The sequence below is a fragment of the Levilactobacillus yonginensis genome (assembly GCF_003946265.1).
Lineage (GTDB): Bacteria > Bacillota > Bacilli > Lactobacillales > Lactobacillaceae > Levilactobacillus > Levilactobacillus yonginensis.
The window spans coordinates 47,862-73,407 of record NZ_RHNO01000007.1; the positions used below are offsets into that span (position 1 = coordinate 47,862).

Below are 25,546 nucleotides of genomic sequence, written 5' to 3' on the forward strand. Positions count from 1 at the left end.
CACGGCTGATTCGGTTCAGGACTCCCGCAAAGATGCCTGCAACATCGCCGTAGTCAACGGCTGTGGCTCATAGGCCGCTAAGTCTGCCTGAGCCACTAGTGTTGCTATCTGACTGATGACCCCTTTGATGGGACCGTCTGCTTGCACACCGTGAAACTTGGCAAAATCGTACTGCCACCACCTTAAATCTAAGAGCTCGTCAATCGTTTTAAAATCAAACCGGTACTTGATCACGCGCGCCGGCCAACCGGCCACAACCGCGTACGGCGGCACGTCATGGGTTACCAGACTACCGGCCGCAATCACCGCCCCGTCACTCACGACGATGCCACTATTGCCAAAGACCACGTCATCCCCAACCATCACGTCGTTACCAATGACGATTGGCTTCACCGTTGCCTCTGGATTAGCAACCGCCTGAAAGTCTGACTGCTCATTCTGCAGGTGATCCTGATACGCTTGAATATGGCTGTCAAAACTCACACTAGACGTTGTGAATCGTTGCAACGGGTGATTGTGACCCATTTGGCGAACACGGCTGCCAATGGACGTGTAGCGGCCCACTAGCGTATTGACCGGCAACTGACTCCAGGAATAGCTAAACGCGCCCATGGTAAAAAAATGTCTCCCTGACCCAAAGGTGGTAAACGGTTCGATTGCCACGTTCTGGCCCACTCTGATTCGGTCAGTGTCCAGGCTGAAACGTTGAGCCACCGTGTTAAAACGGGTATAGACGTGACGTTGCCGGAAACAGTCTGCTACCTTGGTCTGAAACGGCAACGTAACTGCCCGGGGCCGCGTCTGAAGACTGATCTCTTGCTGAAAGAATGTATTATGTCGAATCTCAGTTGCCATCTACTCATCCTCCTGCTTCGCAGCCGCCTGAATCATCGTTACCGTTAAGGGTGTCGGCGCATAAGGCCTGAGCTGACCTTGACTCTGAAGCGTTCGCACTTTTTGCATGAAACTGGCGATGTCTTCCTTAACTTCAATCCCTTGAAACTGCCCAAAGTCATACCGCCACCACTGCAGACGCATTAATTCGTGGATGGTCGCAAAATCAAACCGAAACTTGATCACCTTCGCTGGCCAACCACCCACAACTGCGTACGGTGGCACATCTTTCGTCACCAGTGACCCAGCCGCAACGACGGCACCATCGTTGACGACAATCCCTTTGTTACCGAAAACGCAGCCCTTGCCGATCCACACATCATTGCCAATGACGACCGGCTTAATCCGATACATGCCGTCCTGGCCAACCGTATCGAACGACAACTCGGGATTGTCAGTCAAATAGTCTTTGAACGGCTGGTGGTAGCGGTCAAACGTGAGACTCGAGGTCGTAAAGTGGTGTAGCGCGTGATCCACATTCATCACACTCGACCCAGCAGCAACCGAAGAATAGCGACCCATAATGGTATTAGCGGGCAGCTCACTCCAAGAATAACTGAACGCGCCCATAGAATGAAAGACGCGCCCACGGCCAAACGCTGCATACGGTTCAATGACCGCATGATTCCCCACAATGATCTTATCCAGACCAACTTTGAACCGGGTTTCCTGTGACTTAATTTGCGAATACACGCGTTGCTCTCGGAATAACGTGTTTACCGGCTTAGAGTATAAAATCTGTTGCCGCTGTCGATTCTCCTGATAGGTCAAGTCTTGCTGAAAAAAAGTGATACCCGCAATCTCGGTCATGACTGTCGCTCCCGTCGTTACGTGATTTTTGAAGCTAAATTTTGGCAAGGTTAGCGCCTAAAGTTCTTTCATCTGCTAATTAATAACTTCATCTTAGCGCCTTTAATTACTATCGTCAACGGTTAATATAATGCTTTAAATTATCAGTCCCTATCCAGCTAGATAGCGGTTCAAAAGTTGCCCCACATTGTCAGATGTGTCACCATAGCTATGGTCCGAGATTGAACCAGATCCACTTTTCTTCTACAAAAAAAGTGGCCTCCCTTAGGAGCACCACCACATAATTACTTCTTTTGTAAAATCTCACGGTCAATCAAGTTTTGCAGAATAAAGTGATACTGTTCCACGTTACCCTCAGCATGGGTACCCTTGAAAATATTGACTCGCGCGTTGCCGGACGCATTGGTCGTGGACATCTTGAAGCCACTCAAGTCCTTGGCCACGATAACCTTTAACATTTGGTTCTTGTTGTAGGGTGACGTTGGATCAACGGAACGTTCGAGCGTGTAGTTTCCCGCATTGGAGACCTGAAACCCGACATCCTTCAGTGCGTATGGCTTCACGTTGGGGTGAAGTTCATACGTATCCGTATCGCCATCAACCTGCATTGTTTTTTCAAATAACATCCTACTTCACCTCACTGTGGGATAGGCGCTTCACAATTGCGCTCACATTTTTAACAAACGCGTCGATCTCTGCGCTCGTCGTTTGCTGCCCAAAGGACAACCGAATCGACTCGGCAATCCGGGGACTGTCTTCGCCAAACATGGCGGTCAACACGTGCGATGGCTCGATTGAACCAGCGGTACATGCGGACCCACCAGAAACGGCGATGCCAGCCAAGTCAAGGTTCGTTTGCATCACGTAGGTCGAAATACCCTTGATCCAGATATTCAAAACGTGCTCCAAATTTTCACCTTCCAGGGACCCGTTGATATCGAAGTCAACGCCATTGGCGGTCAACCCCTTCACAACCTGTTCCTTGAAGCCGTGGAAACGGACCCGTTTTTCTTCCTTAGCTGCTGGCGTCAGGAGTTCAACGGCCTTAGCAAAACCAGCAATGGCTGGGACGTTTTCCGTACCGGCCCGCCGCTTTTCCTCTTGGTCGCCACCCTTGATTAGGCTAGGGAAGTTGACCCCTTCCCGTTTGTACAGGAAACCAATCATCTTAGGACCATTGATTTTGTGAGCAGACGTCGACAGTAAGTCAATGTGATCTGCCTGCACGTCAATATCTAATGAACCGTAAGCCTGAACGGCATCCGTATGGAACCAAGCTTGGTGATCCTTTAAGATCTCACCAATCTCGTGAATCGGCATCCGACTTCCAACTTCATTGTTCCCCATCATGATCGTCACTAAAATCGTGTCGTCACGCAGAGCCGCCTTGAAGTCATCCAAACTGATTCGCCCATGCTCATCAACGGGAAGATACGTGACCTCAAACCCTTTTTCTTCCAACGCGTGCAGTGGGCGTAACACGGCTTCGTGTTCAACTGCGGTCGAGATGATGTGTTTGCCTAAGGACTGGCGGGTCAATGCCGTCTGAGTAATGGCGGTGTTATCGCCCTCACTCCCACCACTGGTGAAGATGATTTCTTCATCGTGGGCAGCGTTGATGCTATTGGCAATTACCTGCCGGCTATTTTCCATCAGGGTGTGGGCTTGACGCCCTAACCCATACAACGTCGAAGCGTTGCCATAAACATTAGCCATCTTATCCGTCATCTCTGCCAAGACCTCTGGGGCCATTGGTGTCGTGGCGGCGTTGTCCAGGTAGATTTCCTGGACAGCATTACTATTACTTACATGAACCTCTTGCAACCTAAAAACCTCCTGAATAAAACCTAAATTAGTCCTGTGCGGCTAGCAGGTCCAGTAACATTTGTGCGGAACGGTGGCCCGCATCAACGATAAAGTCATCAAAATTAACACCAGAATCATTGTCGGCATTGTCGGACATTGCCCGAACCACCACATAAGGGATGTCAAACTGGTGGGCAACTTGACCCACAGCGGCCCCTTCCATTTCACCAGAAAGTGCATCTGGGAAGTGACCCATGATATCCTTAATGGTTTCTGGACTGTTTAAGAACTGGTCGCCAGACACAATCAAGCCCAACTTCGTCTTCAAGCCTGTGTCAGCAGCAGCGGCCACAATCTTTTGACCCCACTCCTTGGAGGCTGCAAACCGCGCTGGTTGTTGTGGTAATTGGCCGTATTCATACCCAAATGCCCGAGCGTCAGCGTCGTGATAGGCCGTTTCAGTCGAGACCACCACGTCACCGATGTTTAAGTCAGGTGCCAGGGCACCGGCAGAACCAGAGTTGATCACAATATCCACGTTGAACTGGGTGATCAACAGGGCCGTCGTCAAGCCAGCTTCAACCTTACCAATACCGGAACGCACTAACACGACTTGTTGGCCGTGAATCGTTCCTTGATAAAATTCCAGCCCGTGAATATCAGTCGTTTGACCGTCTTCCAAGGCATCGTGCAGTTCTTTAATTTCTTCTTCCATGGCGCAGAGAATTCCAAATGTCATGTGCTGTGTTCCACTCCTTAAATTTCAACAAAAAATAGTATTACGTAAACAATAATGATTAAAACTGATAGCCAAAAAATGGCCCAATTTAAACGGTGGCCCAACCGTTTTTGCTTACTTTCAGTTGGGTTGACCCGCTGTTCCTCAGGACGTTCATCATTGGCCGGTTCGTTACCATGCCGCCGCGCGTATTCCTTTTCTACCTGAACCCGTTTCCGGTCACGTTCTTGAAATTCTTGCTCGGCTTGTTCCTGTTCACGACGATAATCTGCCCGGGTTTTAGGCCGGTCACTGGTTTCTCGGTCGTCTGAATGCATCGCTGTCACCTACTTCTGTAATAGCCAGTAATAGATGGCCGTAATCGTCTTGGCATCGTTGATCTCGCCACTTTCAATCATGGCTTGCGCTTGGTCCTTGGTTACCGTCAGCAATTCCAGGTTTTCACCCTTGTCACGTGGTAACTCAGTTTGAACAGGCTGCAAGTCTGTAGCTAAGAACAGCGTCATGTACTCATCCGAGAACCCAACGCTGGAATAGAAACCGGTAATTCGTTTTAACTGCCCTGGTTGCATCCGAATTTCTTCGTTTAACTCCCGTTTAACGGCGTGTTCAACGTTATCAGCATCCCGACTGTCCAATTTACCCGCTGGAATTTCCAAGGTCACTGCCGCAACCGGCGCGCGCCACTGTTTTTCCAGAATCATTTGGTTGTCCGCCGTCAGGGCCAAAATCCCCACAGCACCGGAGTGCCGCACGATTTCCCGAAAAGCTTGTTTGCCATCCGGTAACCGCACTTCTTGGCGTTCCAATTTTAAAATGGCACCGTCGTAAATCTCTTCGGTATTCTCAACGTGTTCTTCTAAGTCCATGTTAGGCCTCCTCAGTGGAGCCCGTAACAACGGGTGTTACTTTAGCCGCTTGGAGGCCACGCAACCCTTGGACAACAACAAATTGTACCGTTTGACCAACTTCCAGCTTCTTGAAGCCTTCACCAACGATGGCCGTGTAGTAGACGAAAATGTCGCCGTCTGCGGGTGTCGTAATGAATCCAAAGCCGCGTTGTTCACTGTAACTCTTTACTTTTCCGGTTAACATGGTATCCCTCCCATACATAGCACAAATTATACTCGCTTGCGTTGTCGACCGCAAACCCGGGCACTTATTGCGCCGTTATATTCGACATCCCAACTAATTCTACACACAAAAGAAGCGCTATGCCAACCACCCCTCCCAATGAACGAGGTGGTTCTCATAGCACTTCTTATTTTTTAGCTAAATTCGTCATCCAATATGGTCTGGCGACCTCTCGGCTTACACAAGATTTCGCCACAACCAAGATGAACTTAAAGTCTGTTACCAATCCAACCTCATAACGAGTACTCCGGCTGATAGTGATAAAACTTCGTAGTTACCTGGTAGCCATTAGTCAACCTAAAGCAAATGTTGAACCTAATGACTCCTAACCGATTGGCCGATAGAGGTCATCCGTCTCGAAGGTTGGCCGGGTCAACACCAGCCGTGTAGGTGTTAGTTGCCTGTGATTTTCAGGTAACTAACACGGGACGAACTTGGAGACGCGGTGAGTTTCCGTGGCTTCAAGTCGAGGAACAAGACCGCTTTCCGGCTTGTTCCGATCCCCACGGCAGCTGCTGACCCGGCCAACCGGAGACGCCATGACCCGCTCAATCAGCTAACTGATTACTTTTCTTCGAAACCTTCAGTAGCAGTTTCAGGGAAGTTTTGACGAACGATTGCGGCACAACGCGCACAGAAGTGTGGGTAGTCCGTATCACTGCCAACATCCTCTTTGACCAACCGACAACGGTCACAAACGTCACCAGTGGCTGGCGTTACCTTAACAGCAACGTGGTCAAAGCTCAATGCATCAGCGGGCGCTTGGTCTAAGGCGGCAACGTCTAAACCGGAAACCAGCAAGATTTGTTGCACGTTGATAGCCAACTTGTCTAGCATTGCTTGCGTTTCATCGTCAACGTATAAGTCGAGGTGGGCTTCAGCAGCCTTCCCAATCAACTTAGCATCGCGGGCTTCTTCCAAAGCCTTCAAGACGTGACTCCGCAACTTCATGAAGTGGTCCCAGTCTGACTTTTCATCATCCCCGGCAACTTCAGTGGCATCGTCCATATCCATAACCTTTGGCATCTCAGCCAATTGAACGAAGTCTTCTGGTTCCTTTAAGAAGTCCCAGATTTCTTCGGCCGTATGTGGCAGGATTGGTGTGATCAGCTTCGTCAATGTCACGGCGATTTGGTAGAAGACCGTTTGCATTGACCGACGAGCTTGACTGTCTTCAGCTTCGATGTACAAAACATCCTTGGCGAAGTCCAGGTAGAAGGCTGACAAATCAGTGATAACAAAGTTCGTGAGTTCCTTGTAGATGTTCAGGAAGTCGTAGTCTTCGTAGTGGGCCAAGATACTCTTGGTGAAGGCGTTCAACTTGTACAGCATGTGACGGTCAACCGCCTCTAACTGGTCAAATGCCACCCCGTTAGTCTCAGGATCGAAATCACTGGTGTTAGCCAACAAGTAACGCATGGTGTTCCGCAGCTTCTTATAGCTGTCAGAAATCTTCACGAAGGCTTCGGTCGACACCCGCACGTCGGCAGATGAATCCACAGAAGTAACCCAGAGACGAACGATGTCGGCCCCCATCTTCTTGATAATTTCATCCGGTGCAATCGTGTTCCCGAGAGACTTAGACATCTTGTGACCATCTTTGTCCAACGTGAATCCTTGGGAAACAACTTGCTTGTAAGGGGCCTTGCCAGTTGCGGCAACACTCGTAATTAAACTAGAGTTGAACCACCCACGGTATTGGTCTGAACCTTCCAGGTACAGATCAGCTGGGAATTCAAGGTTATCCCGTTCTGCTAAGACACCTTGGTGTGAGGAACCTGAATCGAACCAAACGTCCATGATATCAGTTTCCTTAGTGAACTCACCGTTTGGCGAATGTTCACTGGTAAAGCCTTCAGGTAATAAGTCCTTGGCTTCACGCTTGAACCATTCGTTAGACCCAAATTTTTCAAAAATATCAGCAACGTGGCTAACCGTTTCTGGCGTGATGATAGCTTCACCATCTTCACCATAGAAGATAGGCAATGGCACACCCCAGACCCGTTGACGGGAGATAACCCAGTCGCCACGGTCTTTGATCATGTTGGCCAAACGGCGTTGACCCCAGTCAGGCTTGAACTTAACGTCCTTCAAGTTAGCCAGGATTTCGTCACGAATCTTGTCAACGGACGCAAACCATTGTGGCGTTGCCCGGAAGATAACGGGCTTCTTGGTCCGCCAGTCAAATGGGTAACTGTGTTCGTAAGGCATGTACTTGAGCAACGCGTTCGTTTCCTTCAACTTGTTCAAGGCAATGTCATTTGCATCTTCGTAGAAGACGCCGTCAAAGTCGGGACCAGCTTCGGCTGTCATGAATCCTTGGTCGTTGACTGGTACAATGACCGGCAAGCCGTACTGCATCCCAACGTTAAAGTCATCTTCCCCTAAGCCTGGTGCGGTATGAACCAACCCAGTACCGGTTTCATCAGTAACGAAATCGCCCAGCATAACCAGTAATTTCCGGTCCATGAATGGGTGTTGCGCCGTGATCTTTTCGAGGTCTTGACCCTTGATGGTTTGTAAGACCTTAACGTCTTCCCAACCAAATAATTTAGCGTCTTCGTCAATCAACGTGCTAGCTAAGACGAATTTACGGTCTTCACCAGCTGGTTGAACAACTTGGTATTCTAACCCGGCGTCAATCGTGATTCCTTCAGAAGCGGGCACCGTCCAAGGCGTCGTCGTCCAGACAACCAGGTACGTATCGTTATCCAAAACGCCCTTGCCGTCAACGACCTTCAACCCATAGTAAGCGGAAGGTGACGTCACATCGTGGTATTCAACTTCGGCTTCAGCCATGGCTGATTCAGAGGACCATGACCAGTAAACTGGCTTCTTCCCCTTGTAGATCAACCCACGCTTGGCCATTTCACCAAAGACCCGAACTTCTTGTGCTTCAAATTCTGGATTCAACGTCAAGTATGGCTTATCCCATTCGCCGGCAACCCCTAAACGCTTGAAACCTTCGCGTTGTTGGTCAACCTGCTTCAAAGCGTATTCGCGACAAAGGTCACGGAAGTCCGCCGTTGACATCTTTTTCCGGTCGTAACCAGCCTTTGTCAATTGTTGTTCAATTGGCAAACCGTGAGTATCCCAACCAGGAACGTAAGGTGCCCGGAAACCATTCATTGATTTGTAGCGAATGATGATATCCTTAGAGATTTTGTTTAACGCGTGACCCATGTGAATGGGACCGTTGGCGTATGGAGGCCCATCGTGCAAAATAAAGCTGGGCTTCCCTTCGTTTAATTTTTGACGGGCTTCGTAAACTTTGTTGTCAGCCCAGGCCTTTTGCCGGTCAACTTCTTTGACTGGTAAGTTCCCGCGCATCTTAAACTTAGTTTTACCCAAGTTCAGTGTGTCTTTCACTCGCATACCGTTTTCCTCCTTGATTTTTGTTCCTCGGTTGGTGAACCGGTGAGCTCAAACTGCTTAGCAGTCTCAGCTCACCGGTCAACCCGACCGTTAGTTTCCCTAATTATCTTTTGGGGTGGTGGTGGGTGTTTTCTCGCCTTGCCGGTCGCCAGCCAGGGGCTGGAACGCTGTGCGCGCGTTTGGGAGCCAAAGTACGGTCTCCCAAGCCGGCGTTGCCTAACCACGGAAAACCACCGTGATAAGGCAATTCCACGGCTGAGCCCCTGGCTGGCTCCCTCTCGGCTAACACTCACCACTTCCCCAAGATTCTTCACCTATTTTGTTTATATGTTTTAATCAGGCTCAGAATCTCGTACTTGATTACTTGCAATGAAGCCTTATCAATTACCTCATGCCACAAAATCCGTCTAGCCCAGTTCAGCTAAACAAATCTTCAACACCACAACTACCTTAACGTAAGACAAACAAAAAACGACCCGTCGCAAGGGACGAAGTCGTTCGTGGTACCACCCAAATTCGGTAGACAACGGTGACGTTGCCTACCCTCAGATGCCGTTATCGGGGCAATCCGCCACAGCTTACTACGCGTTCAGCTGTGGAACTTGGGAGAATGATACCTGTTAAAAAGAGCGGGTCGTTAGCCTTCCACTATCGCTAACTCGCTAGTACCATCTTTTTAATTGGCTAGTTTCTCTGGCCGTATTTATCTAGTTTTTATCGTATTGTTGTTGGTCATTGTCCGGGAAAATGACAACCGTTTCGCCGTTGTCATCGCCTGAATCCGTGACAGGTGCTTCCGCAACTGGTGCTTCTTCAGCTGGTTGCGATGCTACTGAGTTTACGCCCTGGGAAGCTTCATTGTCAAGTCGGTCACCAACGACCTTCTTGATTTCTTCGTAGCTGGACATGGAGCCTTCCTTCAGCAAGCGATCCCAATCATTGGACTTAACCACTTCTAACTGGCTTTCCAACATAACTTGAAGGCGTTGCCGGAAGACCCGGGTGCTCTTCTTCAAGTCATCGGTCTCAACCGCCAACTTCTTGGCCCGTTGGGAAGCTTCCGCCATAATCTGGTTACCCTTGTTCGTGGCTTCGGAAACGATATCGGAGCTTTGTTTTTGGGCTTCGCGGATAATAATTTCAGATTCCTTTTGCGAGTTGGCCTTGACCTTGTCAGCAGCCTCTTGAGCAACCAAGATGGATTGGTTCAAGGAGTCCTTCAAGTCATTGAAATACTTGAGTTTTCCGTTCGCCGCATCAAGTTGTTCCTCTAATTCTTTGTTGTGATTCAACGTGATTTGGTAATCCTTGATCACCTGATCTAAGAAATCATTGACCTCATCAACGTTGTAACCACGCATCTTTGTACCAAACTCTTTATTATGAATATCTAATGGACTAAGTACCATCGCACTGTTCCCTCCGCATCTATTTCTTCAGTACCGCTAGGGTGACCCGAATTTTTTCCTTTTTGGTGCGGCCACCGACTTCATCCAACCGGATTCGGCCGAAGCCCCGTACGGAAACGATATCGGCTACGTCTAATTCATAGTCGGGCTTCATCGTTTCCGCCCAGTTCAATCTAACACGCCCAGCCTCAATCAGTTCCTTGGCCCGGTGTCGTGATAAATGGAAGCCCGTCCCCACGATGTTGTCTAGCCGCAGCGATGAGAGCGATGCGCCCTCTGATTCCCATTCATTCAACGGCGCCACCAAGGTATCCCAGCTCGTCGTCACTAATCGGGATTTTACCCGACCAATGTGATCGACCTGACCAATCAAGTAGTCCGCCATAGAACGTTCCGTAATGACTTGCCAGACTTCGCCGTCCGTCAGGATATCACCCAAGATTTCTCGTTCAATTCCGGCCCCTAACAACGTTCCCAGAATTTGGCTGTGATGAAGGGTCGCAAATTTCACGGGATAATCGACTCGCATTAAAGTGACTTCAAAGTCCTTCTCAGCCGGTTCGTAGTAATCCGGGTAAAATAGTGCGCGCTGCATCTCAGCGTGTTCGTGGCCCCCACTAAACGCCACGTGCATGTCCGCACGCCGCGCCAGAGTGGTCGCAATGTAAACTTGTCGGGGGTTCAAAAAGTGAGTGAGAACTGGACGGTATTCGTCTTGAACTTGCTGGATCCAGCCGCCAATTGCATCAATGAACGGCCCCTCATCAGGCCGAAAATGCTGCAAGACATTCTCATCCACAGTCGTTTCTCCCTTCAGGTTAAGTAAACAATACGCGCAGAACAACCATTTCGATTGCCTGAATCCCGTATTGCACCAGCGATAGGACGATAATGGCCACAACGGGTCCAAAACCAATTGGTCCTAACGCCACAAAATTAAAGTATTTCAAGAATGGTTCCACCAGTCGCACAATGATTTGACCAATGCGAGACTGATAGCCACCAGGTAGCCAACTGAGTAACGCGTAGATTACGATCAATAAGATGTAAGCCGACACGCCCCAGTTCAACGCTTTAAAAAGATAAAGTACAAGTGTTAGCACAACGTCGCTCCTTTACTGCTTAAACTGCGTTCCTAAGTTAGCTGCGACGTCTCCGCTGACCTCAAAATTATGAGGGGTGCACAGAAAAATCTGTTCACCGATGCGTTTGATTTCACCGCCCACCGCAAACGCGGTCCCGTTCAGGAAGTCCACGATCCGCTGTGCTTGCGTTTCATCGACCCGCGCAAAGTTTACCAGAACGGCATCACCGTTAGTAAGCTGTTTGGCAATCGACTTCGCATCTGAGTAAATTCGCGGTTCGCAGATGGCGATGTGACTCGTATTTGGTTTCGCTGTCCGCATGGCAACCACCTTTCGACTATCGTTCGGTCGACTTGGGGCAGCTGATGTTGGCTTAGCTACCGGGGTTGGGTCCTCTTGATAGTCTTCGTCATAATCATCGTTCATTCCGAAAAACTTACTAAGACTAAACTTCTCCGCCATGGTTGGCCACTCCTCTCACAACGAATTTTTTGACGAGGTTACTTGCGCCGCCGCTTGAAGAATGGTGGCGTGTCTTCACCCTTGTTATCATCACTAGCTGAGCTCTCAGTTGATGAGCTAGGGTTGAAAATGTTGAAATCAGGCTTGTCAACACCGGCAAATTCATCATGCCCAGTTGCTTGGCTTTCTGGTGCTGGCCGGTGAGCTGGTTCGCGAATGTCCCAGTTTCCAAATGGATCCTGCTCAGTTTTCTGAGCAGCTGATTCATTGGCTTGGTCTGCTTGCCGTGGTTGGCTGGCTTCACGCCGAGCAACCCGACTGTGTTGAGCAGCTTCACGTTCTTCCTTCTTCTTATCGATCCCGGTAGCAATTACCGTGACCCGGACTTCATCGCCAAGGTCTTCATCGATAGACGTCCCGAAGATGATGTTGACATCGCTGGTAGCAGCGTCAGACACAATCTGTGAAGCAGCTTGGGCTTCAAACAAGGACAGGTCCGGTCCACCGGTAATGTTCAACAGAACTTGTTCGGCACCGTCGATGGAAACTTCCAACAATGGTGAAGAAATTGCCTTCTTGGTAGCATCTTCCGTCCGGTTTTCACCGTTAGCGGAACCGATACCCATTAAGGCAGCCCCTTGGTCCTTCATAACCGTCTTCACATCAGCAAAGTCCAAGTTAACGTAACCAGGACTCGTGATCAGGTCGGAGATTCCTTGAACCCCTTGACGTAACACGTTGTCGGCTTCTTGGAAGGCTTCCATCATCGGCGTCTTCTTGTCCACGATTTCTAACAAGCGGTTGTTGGCAATGACGATCAACGTATCCACGTTTTCCTTCATTTCCGCAACCCCTTCGGCAGCGAAACGACCGCGCCGTGGGCCTTCAAAACTAAATGGCCGCGTGACGACCCCAACGGTCAAAGCGCCACTTTCTTTAGCGATTTTAGCCACGATTGGTGCAGCACCGTTACCAGTACCACCGCCCATACCGGCAGTCACGAAGACCATGTCGGCACCTTCTAAGGCTTCGGTGATCGCTTCTTCGCTTTCTTCGGCGGCCTTGGCACCAACCTCAGGGTTAGCACCGGCACCCAAACCCTTGGTCAGCTTCGGCCCGAGTTGGATCTTGGTTTCAGCCTTTGAGGCCTCCAGGGCCTGCACATCCGTGTTGGCCACGATAAATTCGACACCTTTGACGTCTTCAGCAATCATGCGGTTAACAGCGTTGTTACCACCGCCACCAACACCGATCACCTTAATGATTGCGCCGTTATTTTGCGCAGAATCTAGTGAGTATTCCATTTGTGTATTCCTCCATCTCGCGTTAGTCGAAGAAGTCGCTGAAGAATTTTTTGAACCCTTCTGTCCGATTTTTCTTCTTCTTTGGTTTTGGTTGCTTACCCTGACTCGAACGTGCCGGATTGGCTACAGGTGACTCTTCAGCCTGCTCACGGTGACGAATCTCGTCGGTTTCATCGGCTAGTTGGGTGGAGCCCGTCAAGGCACTCTTGATGAGCAAATCAATCTCACTCAGCCCCCCAAAGTATTTCACTAAGGCCAACGCCAACGTAAATGACGGGTGGCGTAACCCCATTTGATCTGGCACGTAGACCCGAACGTTAGTATCGAACTCTGCGGTTGCCAGTTCAGTAATTCCTGGTAAGGCGGCGACCCCACCAGTCAAAACGATACCCCCAGGTAGTTCGAGGGCCTGAACCTTGTCGAGGTTCGTCCGGAGACGGCCAAAGATTTGGTCCAACCGGGCCTCGACGATTTCTGCTAAGTATTTTTCTGAAATGGGCGTTGGCTGACTCTGACCGACCACGTCGACCGGAAATTCATCCTCGTCACTTGCTTGAGCAGAATCGGCGTAACCGTAATCACGCTTCAACTTCTCCGCACTGTCTAGTGACGTATTCAACACAACAGAAATGTCCTTTGTGATGAATTGGCCACCCTCCTGATCAACATCAATGTACTTGAGTTGGTGATCATGAATCACAGCAGCAGTTGCTTGACCACCACCCAAATCAATCAGGACAGTCCCAAAGTCTTGTTCACCATCGTTCATGACCATCATCCCTTGAGCCATTGGGTTGATCACAGTCCCGCGAATGCTCAAGCCGGCTTGTTCAACGGCCTTGCGGGTATTATGCATAATGGTCTTGGGACCGGTAAAGAGCGTCCCCCGGAGTTCTAAGCGAACACCGACCATGCCTCTAGGATCTTTGATGCCATCAAAACCGTCAACGATAAATTCGTCGGCAAGAATTTCAACCACTTCACGTTCCGGTGGCAAGCTTTGAATCAAAGCCGCCTGAGCAACGTTCCGTACGTCTCGGCCAGTAATCTCCCGAGACTGATCGTCAATGGCAATCATGCCACTGCAAGGTTCAATTTTTAACATATTTGCGGGTATTCCCACAATCACATCGTGAATTTCAATGCTGGCCTTCTCTTCGGCTTGCCGAACGGCCCGTTGAATTGCTTCAGCGGCTTTGTCGATATCCACGATCACACCGCGGCTAACACCGTTCGAACGTTCGTTTCCCACACCAATAACGTTCATTTGCCCTTTAACATTCTCAGCAACAATGACTTTTATTGAGGTGGTTCCTATATCGAGGCCAACGTACATCCCTGAATTATCCATAGAAAAAGGAACCTCCTAAGTTAATCTATCTATAACACTGCATGAATTCGCTTTTTCCCTAATTATTTTACAGTTTACCACATTTACTAGGGGTTAAAAAAGCCTTTATGACGCTTTTTCTTTGCTGCAATCAAAATGAAATTATTTTTTAAAGGCGTATGAGTAAGCGCCCACTTCCAAATTGACCACACCCTTGTGTTTCATCTTGGCCGCAATGCTTGGATAATAGGCCATTTTCTTGGCAAAACTCGGGATGCTAGCGTAGACCTCATTGCCGTCATTCATGAAAAGATGGATACGGTTGGGGTTGTCTTTGGTTGGGGAATCTTGAATCTCACTGATACTACTTTTGATTTCACTATCTAACTTTGCATACTGCAGAATCATTCGGTGCAGCTTCTGGGTCCGTTTAAAACTGCCGTAGACTGGCGTACCACTCTTGGGTTGGGTCACGGACTGTTGACTCACAATGCCGTTCTCCAACACTTCATAGTACCGGTCCTGCTTCATCACGTACCCCGCCGTCGCGTACTCCACCACCCGAATCGTGGCGTGATTAGGCTGCCGAAACTGAATCTTGACGGTTTTTAACCGTGAATTCCGTTTAACTGCCTGCCGGGCGAGTTGCTGCTGATGGCCCACCACATTGTAAATGGAATCGCCGGGACGTACCCGCACAGCCTTTTGTACCTGCTTGCTCGAGAGCGCCTCGGCTCCCATCACCCGTACCGTCTTGAAATGACTTAACGGTGACACCAGATAGACCATGGCCAGAATCACCACGGTGAATGTGGTGAGTAGAATCGTCATGCGGCGAATGAGTTTCCGGTTACGCTGGTGCTTTAATCGGGGCAGTTTATCCCCAATTCGTTTGGCCTTGTGCACCCACTTAGGGGCCTTGTCCTGCTTACGCTTCCGTTCCGCCTGGGCTTGGTACTCCTCCCAGGGCGTCATCGAACGCTGTTGTTTAGAATCGTCACGGTTTAACCGAAATTTCATGGCTGCACACCTCCCATTCGCTGGATTTGCGTGCTAGTCACGCTTGAGTTCGAGAACCACGTCCAAGACACGATCAGCTGCATCAGGAACACCCAATTGTTTGGAGGCCGCTGCCATATCCTGACGTAAAGCGTCGTCGTTCATCAGTTGGTCAGCCTTCTTAACTAACGTTTCACCAGTCAAATCAGCTTCCGTAATAATCTCGGCGGCACCGACCGTAGCCAAGGACTTGGCATTCTTGGTTTGGTGATCGGCCGTCACGTACGGACTAGGAATCAAAATTGAAGGAATCCCATCCGCTGTGATTTCAGCCAAGCTGGTTGCGCCAGCCCGACCCACAATAGCGGCCACCTTTGGTAAGACCTCAGGCATGTTCGGAATGTAGGGTTTAACCACCACATTGGCCGCAATCTTCGTATCCTTCAGTTGGTCCATAACGCCATCATAGCGCTTCTGACCCGTGACAAAGACGACCTGGTACTTACGGTCATTGAACGCGGGAATCGCTGCGACGGTCGCTGAATTGATCTTCAAGGCCCCTTGGGACCCCCCGAAGATCAATAAGGTTGGGACGTCGTCTTGCAACTGGTATTCGGACCAGCTAAAGTGACTCACGACCTCGGCCGCTTCTTGGGCCCGAGGATTCCCAGTCTTCACCATTTTATTAACTGGTAGTTGATCCAAAGCGGCGTCAAAAACGTACGCAATCCGGTCAACGTAACGACTGAGGAAGCGGTTGGTCACCCCAACCACACTGTTTTGTTCATGGATCAACGTTGGCACGTGTAACCGAGCAGCGGCATAAACCACGGCGCCAGAGACGTAGCCCCCCGTTCCCACAACAACATCGGGCTTAAATTCCCGAATCATTTTCTTGGCGGCGTGCACGCTCTTCAAGAACAAGTAGACCGTCTTGAAGTTTTCTAACGACAGTGAACGCTTGAAGCCTTGAATTCGGGTGGACTTGAACGGAATCCCCTTAGCTGGGACGATGGAACTTTCCAATCCCCGTTCGGACCCCACGTACATGACTTCAGCGTTTGCGTCGCGTTTCTTTAAAGCTTTGATGAGGGCGAGTGCCGGGTAAATGTGCCCCCCGGTGCCGCCACCCGATACCATTAATCGCATTACTTTTCCTCCTGCTGACCAGTGAGCTGCTCAACGGCCTTAATAAAGAGGTCGCCCCGCGTTTCAAAGTTCGGGTATTGATCCCAGCTGGCGTTGGCTGGTGATAGAAGAATGATATCGCCCTCATCACTTAAGTCGTAAGCCAATGGAACGGCAGTTTCAACGTTCTCAGTCATTTTAATTGTTTTAATGCCAGCCTGCTTGGCCGTATCTTCCAGTAACTTCGCTGTCTGACCAAACAGAATGATTGCTTTGACGTGTTCCTTGAAGGATGGAATCATCTTTTCAAAGGTGTATCCCCGATCCAAGCCACCAGCTAATAACACAACTGGTGCCTTGAAGCCCTTCAAAGCCATTTCAGTGGCTTCCATATCCGTTGCCTTGGAGTCATTGTAGTATTGACGGCCCTCAGCCTCTAACACGAATTGCGTCCGGTGACGGACCCCACCGAATGACCGCAGGACAGCGACGATAGCCGCCGTGCTGACACCCTTGATCTTAGCTACTGCAATGGCAGCCAGGGCATTTTCAACGTTGTGGTCACCAGGAACCTTAATCTCACTGGCAGGCATGATTTTTTCACCCTTAAAGTACAGATCGCCATCTTTTTCGTAGGCCCCATCTTCCGTCACATCTTGCCGGGAGAATGGGACCACTTGAGCTGCCGTTAGCTTACTCAAATCACGCCATTCCTGCGTGTCGTAGTTAATGACAAAGTAGTCTTCGGCCGTCTGGTTAGCCGTAATCTTCATCTTGGCTGCAACATAGTTAGCTCGCGTCTTGTGATAGTCCAAATGATTGGAGAAGACGTTGGTTAGTACAGCAATGTGGGGATGGAACTCAGTTGTTCCCACTAACATAAAGCTGGACACTTCCAAGACCAGCGTATCGTCAGCACTGACTTCTTGGGCTACCTTGCTAGCTGGAATGCCAATGTTCCCGGCGTAAACCGACTTACCTGCCTGACGGTCGTGCGCTAACATCTTTTGAATCATGGTCGTGGTCGTCGTTTTCCCGTTACTCCCGGTCACGGCAACCAGTTCAGCCTCGGCCACCTCACTAGCCAATTCCATTTCACTGATAATGGGGAGCTTCAACTCCTGAGCCCGCTTAACGGCGGGAACGTCGTAAGTGATCCCAGGGTTTTTGACCATGAGGTCGTAACCAGCATCCAAGAGGTCAGCGGTTTGTTCACCTGTGATAACGGTGAAACCGGCTGCCTGCAAGTCCCGCGCATCCTGATTGTCGGCCAACGGCTTCACGTCGCTGACGGTCACTTGCGCCCCCAAGCGTTTCAAAAGTTTGGCCGCGTTGACCCCACTCTTGGCAAGTCCGAGGACTAATACCTTTTTATCCGTATACGTTGTGATCTGCTTCATGATTACCGTTCGCTCTCCATTCATTTCTGATTATTTTACTAGTTTTAATTTGGTCGACCCCACTCCAACCGGTAACCCGGCCAAAGGACAAACAAAAAGGCCAACTTGACCCGTCAACGAGCAAGTTAGCCCATTAGTCGGTCAGACCTGTTACTTTGCTAAGATGACCCACACACCACTTAACGCGGTTACCAAGCCAATTCCCCAGAAAGTGAAATCAATCTTCCATTCACTCCACCCCTTCATTTCGAAGTGGTGGTGAATTGGACTCATCAGGAAAATCCGCTTACCCGTTAACTTGAATGAGGCAACTTGCAAAATAACACTCGCCGTCTCAATCACGAAGACCAGTCCAATCCACAGTAAGGATAATTCGTGGTGCAACAAAATCGACACTGCGGCAAGGGCCCCACCTAAAGCAAGGGAACCCGTGTCACCCATGAAGATTTTGGCTGGTTTGTGATTAAAGATGAGAAAGCCGAGCAGACTGCCAACTACGGCAAAACAAAAGATTGCAATATTTAGTTGCATTTGGTGCCAGGCAACAACCCCGTACGCCAAGAATGCAATGCTAGCTAACCCGCTGACCAGCCCATCCAAACCATCGGACAGGTTGACCGCGTTACTGAATCCAACCAGCCAGATGATAATGAAGACGGCATACCAGCCACTCATATGCCAGTTACCCATCCCCGGAACGTGCAACGCCATTGGGAGATGTTCGTGGGTGTAGACCCAAAATAGGATCAACGCCCCAACGATTTGACCGAGCAATTTTTGCCAAGCCTTGAGGCCTTCATTTTGACGGTGGAACAGCTTGATGCTGTCATCCCACGCGCCCAAGGCCCCATACAGGACCAAGATGAAGACCAAGATCCAAGTGGTCGACAGAACATGGTGTGGGGCTAACAGCCAGCTAGTTGCTAGTGTCATCACAGCAATGGCAATGATGAATAACAGACCGCCCATCGTGGGTGTCCCGGACTTTTTCTCGTGCCAGGTCGGACCTTCGTCACGAATCATTTGCCCTTCGTGGCGGGCTCGGAAGTACCGAATCAGTGCTGGCATAAACGCCGCGGTAATTATAAATCCACCCAATAGTGGCAGAATCACATTCATCATTTTCTTACTCAATCCTCATTCTCATTTATTTTGTTTCAACGTTACAGACAGCGTGGCGCCAGAACCAACAGTGGTTCCCGCCTTCACGCTTTGCTTCGTGACGTACCCATCACCGGAGACAGTTAGCTTCAAACCTTCTATCTGAGCTAATTTTACCACATCACCCTTGGACCAGCCTACCAAACTTGGCAGAGAAACGGTCCCACCGGTCGTTAAGAACACACGCTGAGCTTGATATAACGTTGTTCCAGTCGAAACCGATTGTTTTTGAACCTTACTGCCAGTTCCTAGGGTGGTCACGGTCGCGCCGGCCTTCTTCAAGGCAGCGGTCGCCTGGGTCACACTTTGACCGGTGACATCTGGCATCTTGCTGATGTTGTTAGATTTTGTCTGGACGTCCTCTTGGAGGGCTCGTGCCATGACTGGTTTCATGATTGAAGCCAGTAGCTGCGTAGCCGTCTTGCTGCCCAGATGTGGTTGTTTCATGGTGATGTACATCACGTACTTGGGATTGCTGGCGGGTACCATAGCAGCCACGGAGTACAGGTAGTTATCATCCCCGGAAAGATACCCGGAACCATTGCTGACCTGCGCGGTACCAGTCTTAACGGCCACCCGCTCGCCACTCATCTTATAGTCACTCCCGATACCGTAACTCTTGTACACGACGTCTTCCATGTGCTTGCGAACAGCCTTAGCCGTTGATGCCGCAATGGGATGACCAACTGTCTTTGGTGAATACTTGGCGACCGTCTTGTTGGTATTCGGGTCCGTAACCTTACTGATCACGTAAGGCTTCATCATTTTACCATTGTTGCTGACGGCCGTTAAGCCTTGTAGCATTTGGAAAACGGTGACTTGAATCCCTTGACCAAACGACGTGTCGGCCTGTTCAATCGGCCGCTTGAACGCAATGCTCCCGGACATTTCACCTGGCAAACCCGAATTGGTGCTCTTCAGGAACTTAAAGCGGTCAATGTACTTCTTCCAGGTCTTGGCACCCATTTGTTGTTCCAAGTGGGCCATGGCCACGTTACTGGAGAGAGCAAACCCTTTGTTGTAGGTAATGGTCCCCCACCCGGAGGTGTTCCAGTCAGGGACAGTTTGATTCCCGATAGCGTATTTCCCGGATTGATAAGTCGCATTCCCATTGTAGTGACCACTATCAATGGAGGATGCCAGTGTGAAGACCTTCATGGTGGACCCTGGTTCATAAGCATCTTGAACCAAGGTGTTCCGCCAAATTTGGCTTAGCCCTTCCTTGGTAGAAGCGTTAAACGTTGGCCGTTGCGTAGCGGCCAGAATAGCCCCAGTTTTAGCATTCATTAACACAGCGTTCATTGAGTTGGCCTTGACCTGACTCTGAACGCTACTCATTTCGGTTTCCAATAAAGTCTGGAGACGGGTATCCAACGTGGTGTAAACGTTGTCGCCATCCTTAGCCTTCTTATACTTTTGTTTCGTGCCGGGTAATTGGTATCCGTACATATCTTTTTTAATCTTTTGCGACCCATTAGTCCCGGTCAGTTGCTTATTGAAAGCCTGTTCGAGTCCCATGCTTCCTACTAAGGAAGTCTGACCATTCTTATCCGTCTTTTGCTCAGCCAACCCTACCAAGTGAGAGGCAAAGATACCGTTAGGATAGAGGCGGGCCTCCTGTTGAACAAAATTGACCCCAGTCAGATGGGCTTTTTGAATCTTCTGCTTAGTCGTCAGTGAAATGTTTTGCCCCGCCGTCCCAAACTCAACCTGGAATGGATGACCCTGGCTAGGATTCAGCGTGGTTAACACTTTTTTTCGACTGATGGGCAGGTACTTTGACAATACCGTCGCCATTTTTTCTTTGTTCGTGGCGTACAATTTCTGACCGTTTAGCCCCACCTGACGCTTGTCCAGCACCACGTATATAGAATACACACTGGTATCCTCAGCAATGGCCTGGCCGTTAGCGTCGTAAATGGTCCCCCGCTTGGCCTTGAGGGTCTCGTTGGCCGTATATAGCTTCTGGGCTTGCGCGCTCAGATTAACGTTCTGCACCCGCTTACCGATGGCGATATACGAAAAGCGACCAACGATGATCACAAACACCAAAAGGAAAATGAAAAACAGAAACTGGCCAAAATGCTTCCGGTTTCTGCGTGGTTGCTTATTTATCGTTTGTCGCTCTTGGGAATCTTTCATTATCTGTTAACATTCCTTATTCTAGCATTTTCTAAATTGAGACCTTGCTTTTTGGCAATTTTATCAAGCCGACTCCGACTCTGCAACTCATTTATCTGTTGTTGGTCGTTTGTGTTGTGGTTTTGATAAGTGGTCACTTGGCTGTTAACACTTTGTAAGTTGTGTTGCGCATTGGAAAGAGAAATCTTGGAAGACACGACCAGTACCATCATGCAAGCTAGCACGAGGCCCAGGACGGTCATTAAGCATTTTTCGAATTTAGAAACCGGCAGCTTGTCCCCCCGTGGATTTTGTTGGGGAGCACTTTGCGGTTGAACCCGCCGCTGTGGTTGTTCTATGTTTGGGCGTTGTTGGGGTTCCTGCGTGAGCGGAACGGCTTCAGCTAAACTATTTTGCGCCATAAATAATCATCTTCCTATGTCGATATTTATTATTTGGTTTAACTACTTAATTTTTTCTAAAATTCGTAACTTTGCACTATGTGCCCGGTGATTCTCTGCCAATTCCTCTTCTGAAGGAAGAATTGGTTTGCGATTAACTAACTTGTAATCTGGTTGCAGATTATCAGGAATTACGGGAATACCGTGAGGAAGTTCCGGTAAGGACGATTGTTCGCGGAACATGGTCTTAACCAACCGATCCTCTAGGGACTGGAAAGTAATGACGCTGATTCGGCCGTTCAAATCGATCAGGGAGACAGCTTGTTCCAAGGAATCCTCCAGGGCCCCTAATTCGTCGTTAACGGCGATTCGAATGGCTTGGAAAACCTTCTTAGCGGGATGACCACCGTGCCGACGAGCGGCAGCGGGAATCCCTTCTTTGATGATTTCAACTAACTGGCCCGTGGTATCAATGGGTGCCGTTGCTCGGTGCCGTTCAATGGCCCGGGCAATTGGCTTTGCAAATTTCTCTTCGCCATAGCGATGGAAGATCCGCATTAAGTCGTTGAATTCCCACTCATTGACCACAATCCAGGCTGTGAGTTTTTGACTTTGATCCATCCGCATGTCCAGCGGTGCGTCGTGCTGGTAACTAAACCCGCGGTCGGCTTCGTCGAACTGTGGTGAGGAGACTCCTAAGTCGTACAGAATACCGTCGACCTTGGTAATCCCCCGTTGTGCAAGTTCTTCTTTAATTTGGCGAAAGTTACTCTTGATAAAAGTTAACTTGCCTTCGTCTAAGTACTTTTTTAAATGTTCCTCGTTATACGTAATTGCGGTCTGATCCTGGTCAAACGCGTACAGGTGACCAGTTGTCAGCTGTTCCAGGATACGTTGGCTATGGCCACCACCGCCGAGAGTGCAATCAACGTAGACTCCCGTGGGGTCGATATTCAAGCCAGCGACCGCTTCTTTAAGTAAAACTGTAACGTGATGAAAGTCCTCCATGAACACTCTCCTTTCCTGGTTCTACATCCCAAAATCAATCAGATTTTCGGCAATATCATCGAAATCTTCTTCTGCTGAGGTGGAAAAGTCCTGCCACCGCTCTGCGCTCCAAATTTCAAACCGGTTAGCCACCCCGACAATCACGCACTGTTTAACTAACGCTGCGTGGTCCCGTAATGACTTAGGTAAATTGATTCTTCCCTGTTTGTCGAGCTCACATTCGGTCGCTGCGGAATAGAAGAACCGGACAAAGGCCCGGGCATCCTTCTTATTAACTGGCAAGGCTTTCAATTTTTCTTGCAAGGCAGACCACTCGGTCATCGGGTAGCCGAATAAACAACCATCCATCCCCCGAGTAACCACAAACTGGTCGCCCAGTTGATCTCGAAATTTGGCGGGAATGATTAACCGGCCTTTGGTGTCAATTGCGTGTTCAAATTCGCCCATAAACATAGCCAATCACTCCCATTTGTAACTATCACCAAGTTTACCACATGCCCCCACTTTCTACCACAACGTTTCCGAATTTTTATAAATTTCCCCACAAAGGCCAAAAAAGCCGTGGCGAACAAGTGTTCACCACGGCTTAACGGCCTTCACAGCGCTTACTAAAAATGAGTCAAAAGTCAAAATAATTAATATTTATGCATAAAATCAGCTGATAGCCACAATGAAACAGACGACGAATCCGATAATCCAATAAAGATCTGTCAGCCGCCAAAATGTCCGAAAAAATGTGGGATAAAGCAACTCTTTGTTGTGAATCGCCTGAATAAGTGTCACCATGATGCCAATTGCCATCCAACCGATGACTAGCCATGGTAATAGCGTCCCCGCCCCATGCGGAATCAAGAGCAGTGAACATAGCAGTAGTAACGGCGTCATCAGGTCCCACGTATTCACTTGTGCTGGCCAGTGTTTGCCAAATACCCGCTTCACCAGCCGAATCAGCAACCATCCCACTGCTAAAATCGCTAGTTGGGCAACGGGTGAGTCCCAGAACGCCATTTAACTTCCCCCTAATAACTCGTTTTTTTCTAATTATAGAGATTTCTTTTGGGAGTTGCAATTCTACTTCAAAACCTTAAAACCAAGATGGCCGCCTCCGGCTGCCAGGGGTGAGGCCTGCTGTGGGGACCGGAGAAAGCCACAGCCCGGTCTTTCTCCTGGACTTGAAACCTCGGCAACCCACCGAGTTTTCAAGCTCCTCCCACGCTGTAACCAGGCTCAAAACCGCCTGCTAACACCGTCGACACGGCCGGCCCCACCCCTGGCAACCGCAGGCTACACTGCAGTTTAACCTCACTCATGGTTTCGTAATTACCGAACGTCCCTATCGTAAAACTGTTCGCAATTCATGTATCGTGGGATTAAACGATTCTACGGGATTTGGCACACAGGCTCGCTCCTACTTGGAAATAGTCGCTTAGCACTGCAAGTCTTTTTGACACAATAATTCTCCAGCTAATTTGCCGTCAAATATGAACTTGTAACCTACCACAACTAAGTCTTCATAGGCTAGCCCGGCATCTATGATGCACAACGCTCCCCTATTTTTAAAAGCCGTCACCCCCACACAATGGTTCAAAACAAAGGTAGTCATCAGTTGGCAGGAACAGAACCCCATGTCGGTCCTCTTAGACTGGGCGGGCTTCCCAGACTTAGAGGACGGCCGTCTTTGAAGACTCGGGGTTTGAGGCTTCGAAGCGCCCTGGGGACCGCTTCTCAGGCCCCAGGTCTGCCCCACCGGGTGGCGTTCCTGCCAACTGATGACGGACGGCCCGGACTTAGAGGACGACCGACTTTGAAGACTCGAGGTTTGAGGCTTCAAAGCGCCCTGGGGACCGCTTCTCAGGCCCCAGGTCTGCCCCACCGGGTGGCGTTCCTGCCAACTGATGACGGACGGCCCAGACTTAGAGGACGGTCGACTTTGAAGATTCGGGGTTTGAGGCTTCGAAGCGCCCTGGGGACCGCTTCTCAGGCCCCAGGTCTGCCCCACCGGGTGGCGTTCCTGCCAACTGATGACGGACTCAATCTGACAATTACTCGTTAATCCATCATGGGTATGAGCAGTTCAATCATATTTGTGACAAGCAGTTGACAAGTTACACCAGCCGGTTGCAATTCTCCCCTTGCCACGGTAAACTAATTGAGTAGAATGCACGCAAAGAGGTGGCTATCCCCGCATGGAAAAAAAGAAAAAATCAACATTTCAAAAAATTACGAACGTATTTGTTTGGATTATGATCATCGCAACCATTGGCTCCTTAATCTTTGGTGCCGTTGCGTCACTGATGCAATAAATTTTGATTTAAAAGACGTCAGCTGTTCTTGATGAACAGTGGGCGTCTTTTTTGTGTGTATTTATCTTACGCAAAGCTACTAATTATTCATCACCAAAATCAGTGTGATGCACCCGTAATTGCCCAAGGCGTTGGTTAGGATACTTACTAAATACAAAGACTACCAACGCCTTTGTACGATTGATTTCAGTAAAATTTTGAAGCTAGCATCAGCCAACCAGTTCGTGACATCCCCACTCAAATTATTAAACCGGCTAATTTTGTATCGGAGCTACCCACGGCCCTGACCACCGTAGTATGCGTTACCGACATGCTGCCAGTTTGTCTAACAGCTCCGTCACACGCTGGCTATCTGGTTCAGGTGCCTTGAGTAGTACCAATAACTCCTCACCAATTGCCACGATGGGTTCCCCCAATGGATCAGTCAATAGACCGCCGTACAACCGAATCATCACCTGCAGTGTTTGGTAGCTCGCCGAACGTTCATCATTATCTCTGGTCATTTCCGATAACTCCAAGGTCAGTCGGTAAACGTTTTGTTTGATGCGTTTGCGCGTCGCCCGCCGGCGTTTTCGTGCTTCGACCATTGGGAGAAAAAGTGCGACACACACAGCCAACAACTCCGCCACCGCTTCAAACCAATCTGAGACTGCTCCCCATTCAATCAAAAAAATCTC

General features: G+C 49.5%; 26 protein-coding genes. 1 reads left to right on the forward strand and 25 read right to left on the reverse strand.

Annotated features, from left to right (window positions below; genetic code table 11):
* Positions 1-15: 15 nt before the first annotated feature.
* The 24 genes from EKM87_RS05310 to EKM87_RS05425 all read right to left on the reverse strand — a co-directional run bounded on the left by EKM87_RS05310 (position 16) and on the right by EKM87_RS05425 (position 23,574).
* Positions 16-855, reverse strand: coding sequence for a CatB-related O-acetyltransferase (locus EKM87_RS05310; protein ID WP_125682615.1), 840 nt, complete (start codon positions 853-855; stop codon positions 16-18).
* The gene (locus EKM87_RS12665) at positions 856-1,704 is read right to left on the reverse strand and encodes a CatB-related O-acetyltransferase (protein ID WP_318530962.1); all 849 of its coding nucleotides are present in this window, start codon (positions 1,702-1,704) and stop codon (positions 856-858) included. It abuts the gene before it with no gap.
* A 284-nt stretch (positions 1,705-1,988) separates the two neighbouring features.
* A complete protein-coding gene (locus tag EKM87_RS05320) occupies positions 1,989-2,330 on the reverse strand; it encodes a DUF1831 domain-containing protein (RefSeq protein WP_125682617.1) in 342 nt (113 codons plus the stop codon).
* Between the two features lies 1 nt (position 2,331).
* Positions 2,332-3,456 carry a cysteine desulfurase family protein gene (locus tag EKM87_RS05325; protein ID WP_404819665.1) on the reverse strand — a complete coding sequence of 375 codons (1,125 nt, stop codon included), beginning with the start codon at positions 3,454-3,456 and terminating at the stop codon, positions 2,332-2,334.
* Positions 3,457-3,556: 100 nt separating this feature from the next.
* The gene (locus EKM87_RS05330) at positions 3,557-4,249 is read right to left on the reverse strand and encodes a 5'-methylthioadenosine/adenosylhomocysteine nucleosidase (protein ID WP_125682621.1); all 693 of its coding nucleotides are present in this window, start codon (positions 4,247-4,249) and stop codon (positions 3,557-3,559) included.
* A gap of 17 nt (positions 4,250-4,266) precedes the next feature.
* Positions 4,267-4,566, reverse strand: a complete 300-nt coding sequence (locus EKM87_RS05335; protein WP_125682623.1) for a hypothetical protein — start codon at positions 4,564-4,566, stop codon at positions 4,267-4,269.
* A 9-nt stretch (positions 4,567-4,575) separates the two neighbouring features.
* Complete coding sequence (locus EKM87_RS05340) at positions 4,576-5,118, reverse strand: NUDIX hydrolase (protein WP_125682625.1); 543 nt, start codon at positions 5,116-5,118, stop codon at positions 4,576-4,578.
* A 1-nt stretch (position 5,119) separates the two neighbouring features.
* Positions 5,120-5,344 (reverse strand): cold-shock protein, encoded by a 225-nt coding sequence (locus tag EKM87_RS05345; protein WP_125682627.1) that lies wholly within the window; start codon positions 5,342-5,344, stop codon positions 5,120-5,122.
* A gap of 603 nt (positions 5,345-5,947) precedes the next feature.
* Positions 5,948-8,758 carry an isoleucine--tRNA ligase gene (gene ileS / locus EKM87_RS05350; RefSeq protein WP_125682629.1) on the reverse strand — a complete coding sequence of 937 codons (2,811 nt, stop codon included), beginning with the start codon at positions 8,756-8,758 and terminating at the stop codon, positions 5,948-5,950.
* 707 nt (positions 8,759-9,465) lie between these two features.
* Entirely contained in the window at positions 9,466-10,167 is a 702-nt protein-coding gene (locus EKM87_RS05355) for a DivIVA domain-containing protein (protein ID WP_125682631.1), read from the reverse strand.
* 19 nt (positions 10,168-10,186) lie between these two features.
* Positions 10,187-10,966 carry a YlmH family RNA-binding protein gene (locus tag EKM87_RS05360; protein ID WP_125682633.1) on the reverse strand — a complete coding sequence of 260 codons (780 nt, stop codon included), beginning with the start codon at positions 10,964-10,966 and terminating at the stop codon, positions 10,187-10,189.
* A gap of 19 nt (positions 10,967-10,985) precedes the next feature.
* Positions 10,986-11,270, reverse strand: a complete 285-nt coding sequence (locus EKM87_RS05365; RefSeq protein WP_125682635.1) for a YggT family protein — start codon at positions 11,268-11,270, stop codon at positions 10,986-10,988.
* 12 nt (positions 11,271-11,282) lie between these two features.
* A complete protein-coding gene (locus tag EKM87_RS05370) occupies positions 11,283-11,714 on the reverse strand; it encodes a cell division protein SepF (protein ID WP_125682637.1) in 432 nt (143 codons plus the stop codon).
* Between the two features lie 38 nt (positions 11,715-11,752).
* Complete coding sequence (ftsZ, locus tag EKM87_RS05375) at positions 11,753-13,018, reverse strand: cell division protein FtsZ (RefSeq protein ID WP_125682640.1); 1,266 nt, start codon at positions 13,016-13,018, stop codon at positions 11,753-11,755.
* 22 nt (positions 13,019-13,040) lie between these two features.
* On the reverse strand, positions 13,041-14,369 hold the full coding sequence (ftsA, locus tag EKM87_RS05380; RefSeq protein WP_125682641.1) for a cell division protein FtsA: 1,329 nt from the start codon (positions 14,367-14,369) through the stop codon (positions 13,041-13,043).
* A gap of 141 nt (positions 14,370-14,510) precedes the next feature.
* Positions 14,511-15,368: a cell division protein FtsQ/DivIB gene (locus EKM87_RS05385; RefSeq protein WP_125682643.1), complete on the reverse strand. Its 858-nt coding sequence runs from the start codon at positions 15,366-15,368 to the stop codon at positions 14,511-14,513.
* A 33-nt stretch (positions 15,369-15,401) separates the two neighbouring features.
* A complete protein-coding gene (gene murG / locus EKM87_RS05390; protein WP_125682645.1) occupies positions 15,402-16,496 on the reverse strand; it encodes an undecaprenyldiphospho-muramoylpentapeptide beta-N-acetylglucosaminyltransferase in 1,095 nt (364 codons plus the stop codon).
* Entirely contained in the window at positions 16,496-17,899 is a 1,404-nt protein-coding gene (gene murD, locus EKM87_RS05395) for a UDP-N-acetylmuramoyl-L-alanine--D-glutamate ligase (RefSeq protein WP_225428401.1), read from the reverse strand. The genes murG and murD overlap by 1 nt, the downstream gene beginning before the upstream one ends.
* Before the next feature lie 126 nt (positions 17,900-18,025).
* Positions 18,026-18,997 carry a phospho-N-acetylmuramoyl-pentapeptide-transferase gene (gene mraY, locus EKM87_RS05400; RefSeq protein WP_164506437.1) on the reverse strand — a complete coding sequence of 324 codons (972 nt, stop codon included), beginning with the start codon at positions 18,995-18,997 and terminating at the stop codon, positions 18,026-18,028.
* Positions 18,998-19,018: 21 nt separating this feature from the next.
* The gene (locus EKM87_RS05405) at positions 19,019-21,178 is read right to left on the reverse strand and encodes a penicillin-binding transpeptidase domain-containing protein (protein ID WP_125682650.1); all 2,160 of its coding nucleotides are present in this window, start codon (positions 21,176-21,178) and stop codon (positions 19,019-19,021) included.
* Positions 21,178-21,579: a cell division protein FtsL gene (gene ftsL, locus EKM87_RS05410; RefSeq protein ID WP_125682652.1), complete on the reverse strand. Its 402-nt coding sequence runs from the start codon at positions 21,577-21,579 to the stop codon at positions 21,178-21,180. Before ftsL ends, EKM87_RS05405 begins: the two co-directional genes overlap by 1 nt.
* Before the next feature lie 42 nt (positions 21,580-21,621).
* Entirely contained in the window at positions 21,622-22,566 is a 945-nt protein-coding gene (gene rsmH, locus EKM87_RS05415; RefSeq protein ID WP_125682654.1) for a 16S rRNA (cytosine(1402)-N(4))-methyltransferase RsmH, read from the reverse strand.
* Positions 22,567-22,587: 21 nt separating this feature from the next.
* A complete protein-coding gene (gene mraZ, locus EKM87_RS05420; RefSeq protein ID WP_125682656.1) occupies positions 22,588-23,019 on the reverse strand; it encodes a division/cell wall cluster transcriptional repressor MraZ in 432 nt (143 codons plus the stop codon).
* A gap of 201 nt (positions 23,020-23,220) precedes the next feature.
* Entirely contained in the window at positions 23,221-23,574 is a 354-nt protein-coding gene (locus tag EKM87_RS05425) for a DUF3397 family protein (protein ID WP_125682658.1), read from the reverse strand.
* Between the two features lie 1,178 nt (positions 23,575-24,752).
* Here EKM87_RS05425 and EKM87_RS05430 point away from each other — a divergent pair.
* On the forward strand, positions 24,753-24,869 hold the full coding sequence (locus EKM87_RS05430) for a DUF4044 domain-containing protein (protein WP_125682660.1): 117 nt from the start codon (positions 24,753-24,755) through the stop codon (positions 24,867-24,869).
* Between the two features lie 302 nt (positions 24,870-25,171).
* On the opposite strand, the gene EKM87_RS05435 is transcribed toward EKM87_RS05430, so the two are convergent.
* Positions 25,172-25,537: a hypothetical protein gene (locus EKM87_RS05435; RefSeq protein ID WP_125682662.1), complete on the reverse strand. Its 366-nt coding sequence runs from the start codon at positions 25,535-25,537 to the stop codon at positions 25,172-25,174.
* Positions 25,538-25,546 lie beyond the last annotated feature (9 nt).

What these genes read in the sequence shown, in the direction of transcription:
- EKM87_RS05310 (WP_125682615.1), bottom strand. Translation starts at nt 855, where the DNA reads ATGGCAACTGAGATTCGACATAATACATTCTTTCAGCAAGAGATCAGT.
- EKM87_RS12665 (WP_318530962.1), bottom strand. Translation starts at nt 1,704, where the DNA reads ATGACCGAGATTGCGGGTATCACTTTTTTTCAGCAAGACTTGACCTAT.
- EKM87_RS05320 (WP_125682617.1), bottom strand. Translation starts at nt 2,330, where the DNA reads ATGTTATTTGAAAAAACAATGCAGGTTGATGGCGATACGGATACGTAT.
- EKM87_RS05325 (WP_404819665.1), bottom strand. Translation starts at nt 3,456, where the DNA reads ATGGCCCCAGAGGTCTTGGCAGAGATGACGGATAAGATGGCTAATGTT.
- EKM87_RS05330 (WP_125682621.1), bottom strand. Translation starts at nt 4,249, where the DNA reads ATGACATTTGGAATTCTCTGCGCCATGGAAGAAGAAATTAAAGAACTG.
- EKM87_RS05335 (WP_125682623.1), bottom strand. Translation starts at nt 4,566, where the DNA reads ATGCATTCAGACGACCGAGAAACCAGTGACCGGCCTAAAACCCGGGCA.
- EKM87_RS05340 (WP_125682625.1), bottom strand. Translation starts at nt 5,118, where the DNA reads ATGGACTTAGAAGAACACGTTGAGAATACCGAAGAGATTTACGACGGT.
- EKM87_RS05345 (WP_125682627.1), bottom strand. Translation starts at nt 5,344, where the DNA reads ATGTTAACCGGAAAAGTAAAGAGTTACAGTGAACAACGCGGCTTTGGA.
- ileS (WP_125682629.1), bottom strand. Translation starts at nt 8,758, where the DNA reads ATGCGAGTGAAAGACACACTGAACTTGGGTAAAACTAAGTTTAAGATG.
- EKM87_RS05355 (WP_125682631.1), bottom strand. Translation starts at nt 10,167, where the DNA reads ATGGTACTTAGTCCATTAGATATTCATAATAAAGAGTTTGGTACAAAG.
- EKM87_RS05370 (WP_125682637.1), bottom strand. Translation starts at nt 11,714, where the DNA reads ATGGCGGAGAAGTTTAGTCTTAGTAAGTTTTTCGGAATGAACGATGAT.
- ftsZ (WP_125682640.1), bottom strand. Translation starts at nt 13,018, where the DNA reads ATGGAATACTCACTAGATTCTGCGCAAAATAACGGCGCAATCATTAAG.
- ftsA (WP_125682641.1), bottom strand. Translation starts at nt 14,369, where the DNA reads ATGGATAATTCAGGGATGTACGTTGGCCTCGATATAGGAACCACCTCA.
- EKM87_RS05385 (WP_125682643.1), bottom strand. Translation starts at nt 15,368, where the DNA reads ATGAAATTTCGGTTAAACCGTGACGATTCTAAACAACAGCGTTCGATG.
- murG (WP_125682645.1), bottom strand. Translation starts at nt 16,496, where the DNA reads ATGCGATTAATGGTATCGGGTGGCGGCACCGGGGGGCACATTTACCCG.
- murD (WP_225428401.1), bottom strand. Translation starts at nt 17,899, where the DNA reads ATGAATGGAGAGCGAACGGTAATCATGAAGCAGATCACAACGTATACG.
- mraY (WP_164506437.1), bottom strand. Translation starts at nt 18,997, where the DNA reads ATGATGAATGTGATTCTGCCACTATTGGGTGGATTTATAATTACCGCG.
- EKM87_RS05405 (WP_125682650.1), bottom strand. Translation starts at nt 21,178, where the DNA reads ATGAAAGATTCCCAAGAGCGACAAACGATAAATAAGCAACCACGCAGA.
- ftsL (WP_125682652.1), bottom strand. Translation starts at nt 21,579, where the DNA reads ATGGCGCAAAATAGTTTAGCTGAAGCCGTTCCGCTCACGCAGGAACCC.
- rsmH (WP_125682654.1), bottom strand. Translation starts at nt 22,566, where the DNA reads ATGGAGGACTTTCATCACGTTACAGTTTTACTTAAAGAAGCGGTCGCT.
- mraZ (WP_125682656.1), bottom strand. Translation starts at nt 23,019, where the DNA reads ATGTTTATGGGCGAATTTGAACACGCAATTGACACCAAAGGCCGGTTA.
- EKM87_RS05425 (WP_125682658.1), bottom strand. Translation starts at nt 23,574, where the DNA reads ATGGCGTTCTGGGACTCACCCGTTGCCCAACTAGCGATTTTAGCAGTG.
- EKM87_RS05430 (WP_125682660.1), top strand. Translation starts at nt 24,753, where the DNA reads ATGGAAAAAAAGAAAAAATCAACATTTCAAAAAATTACGAACGTATTT.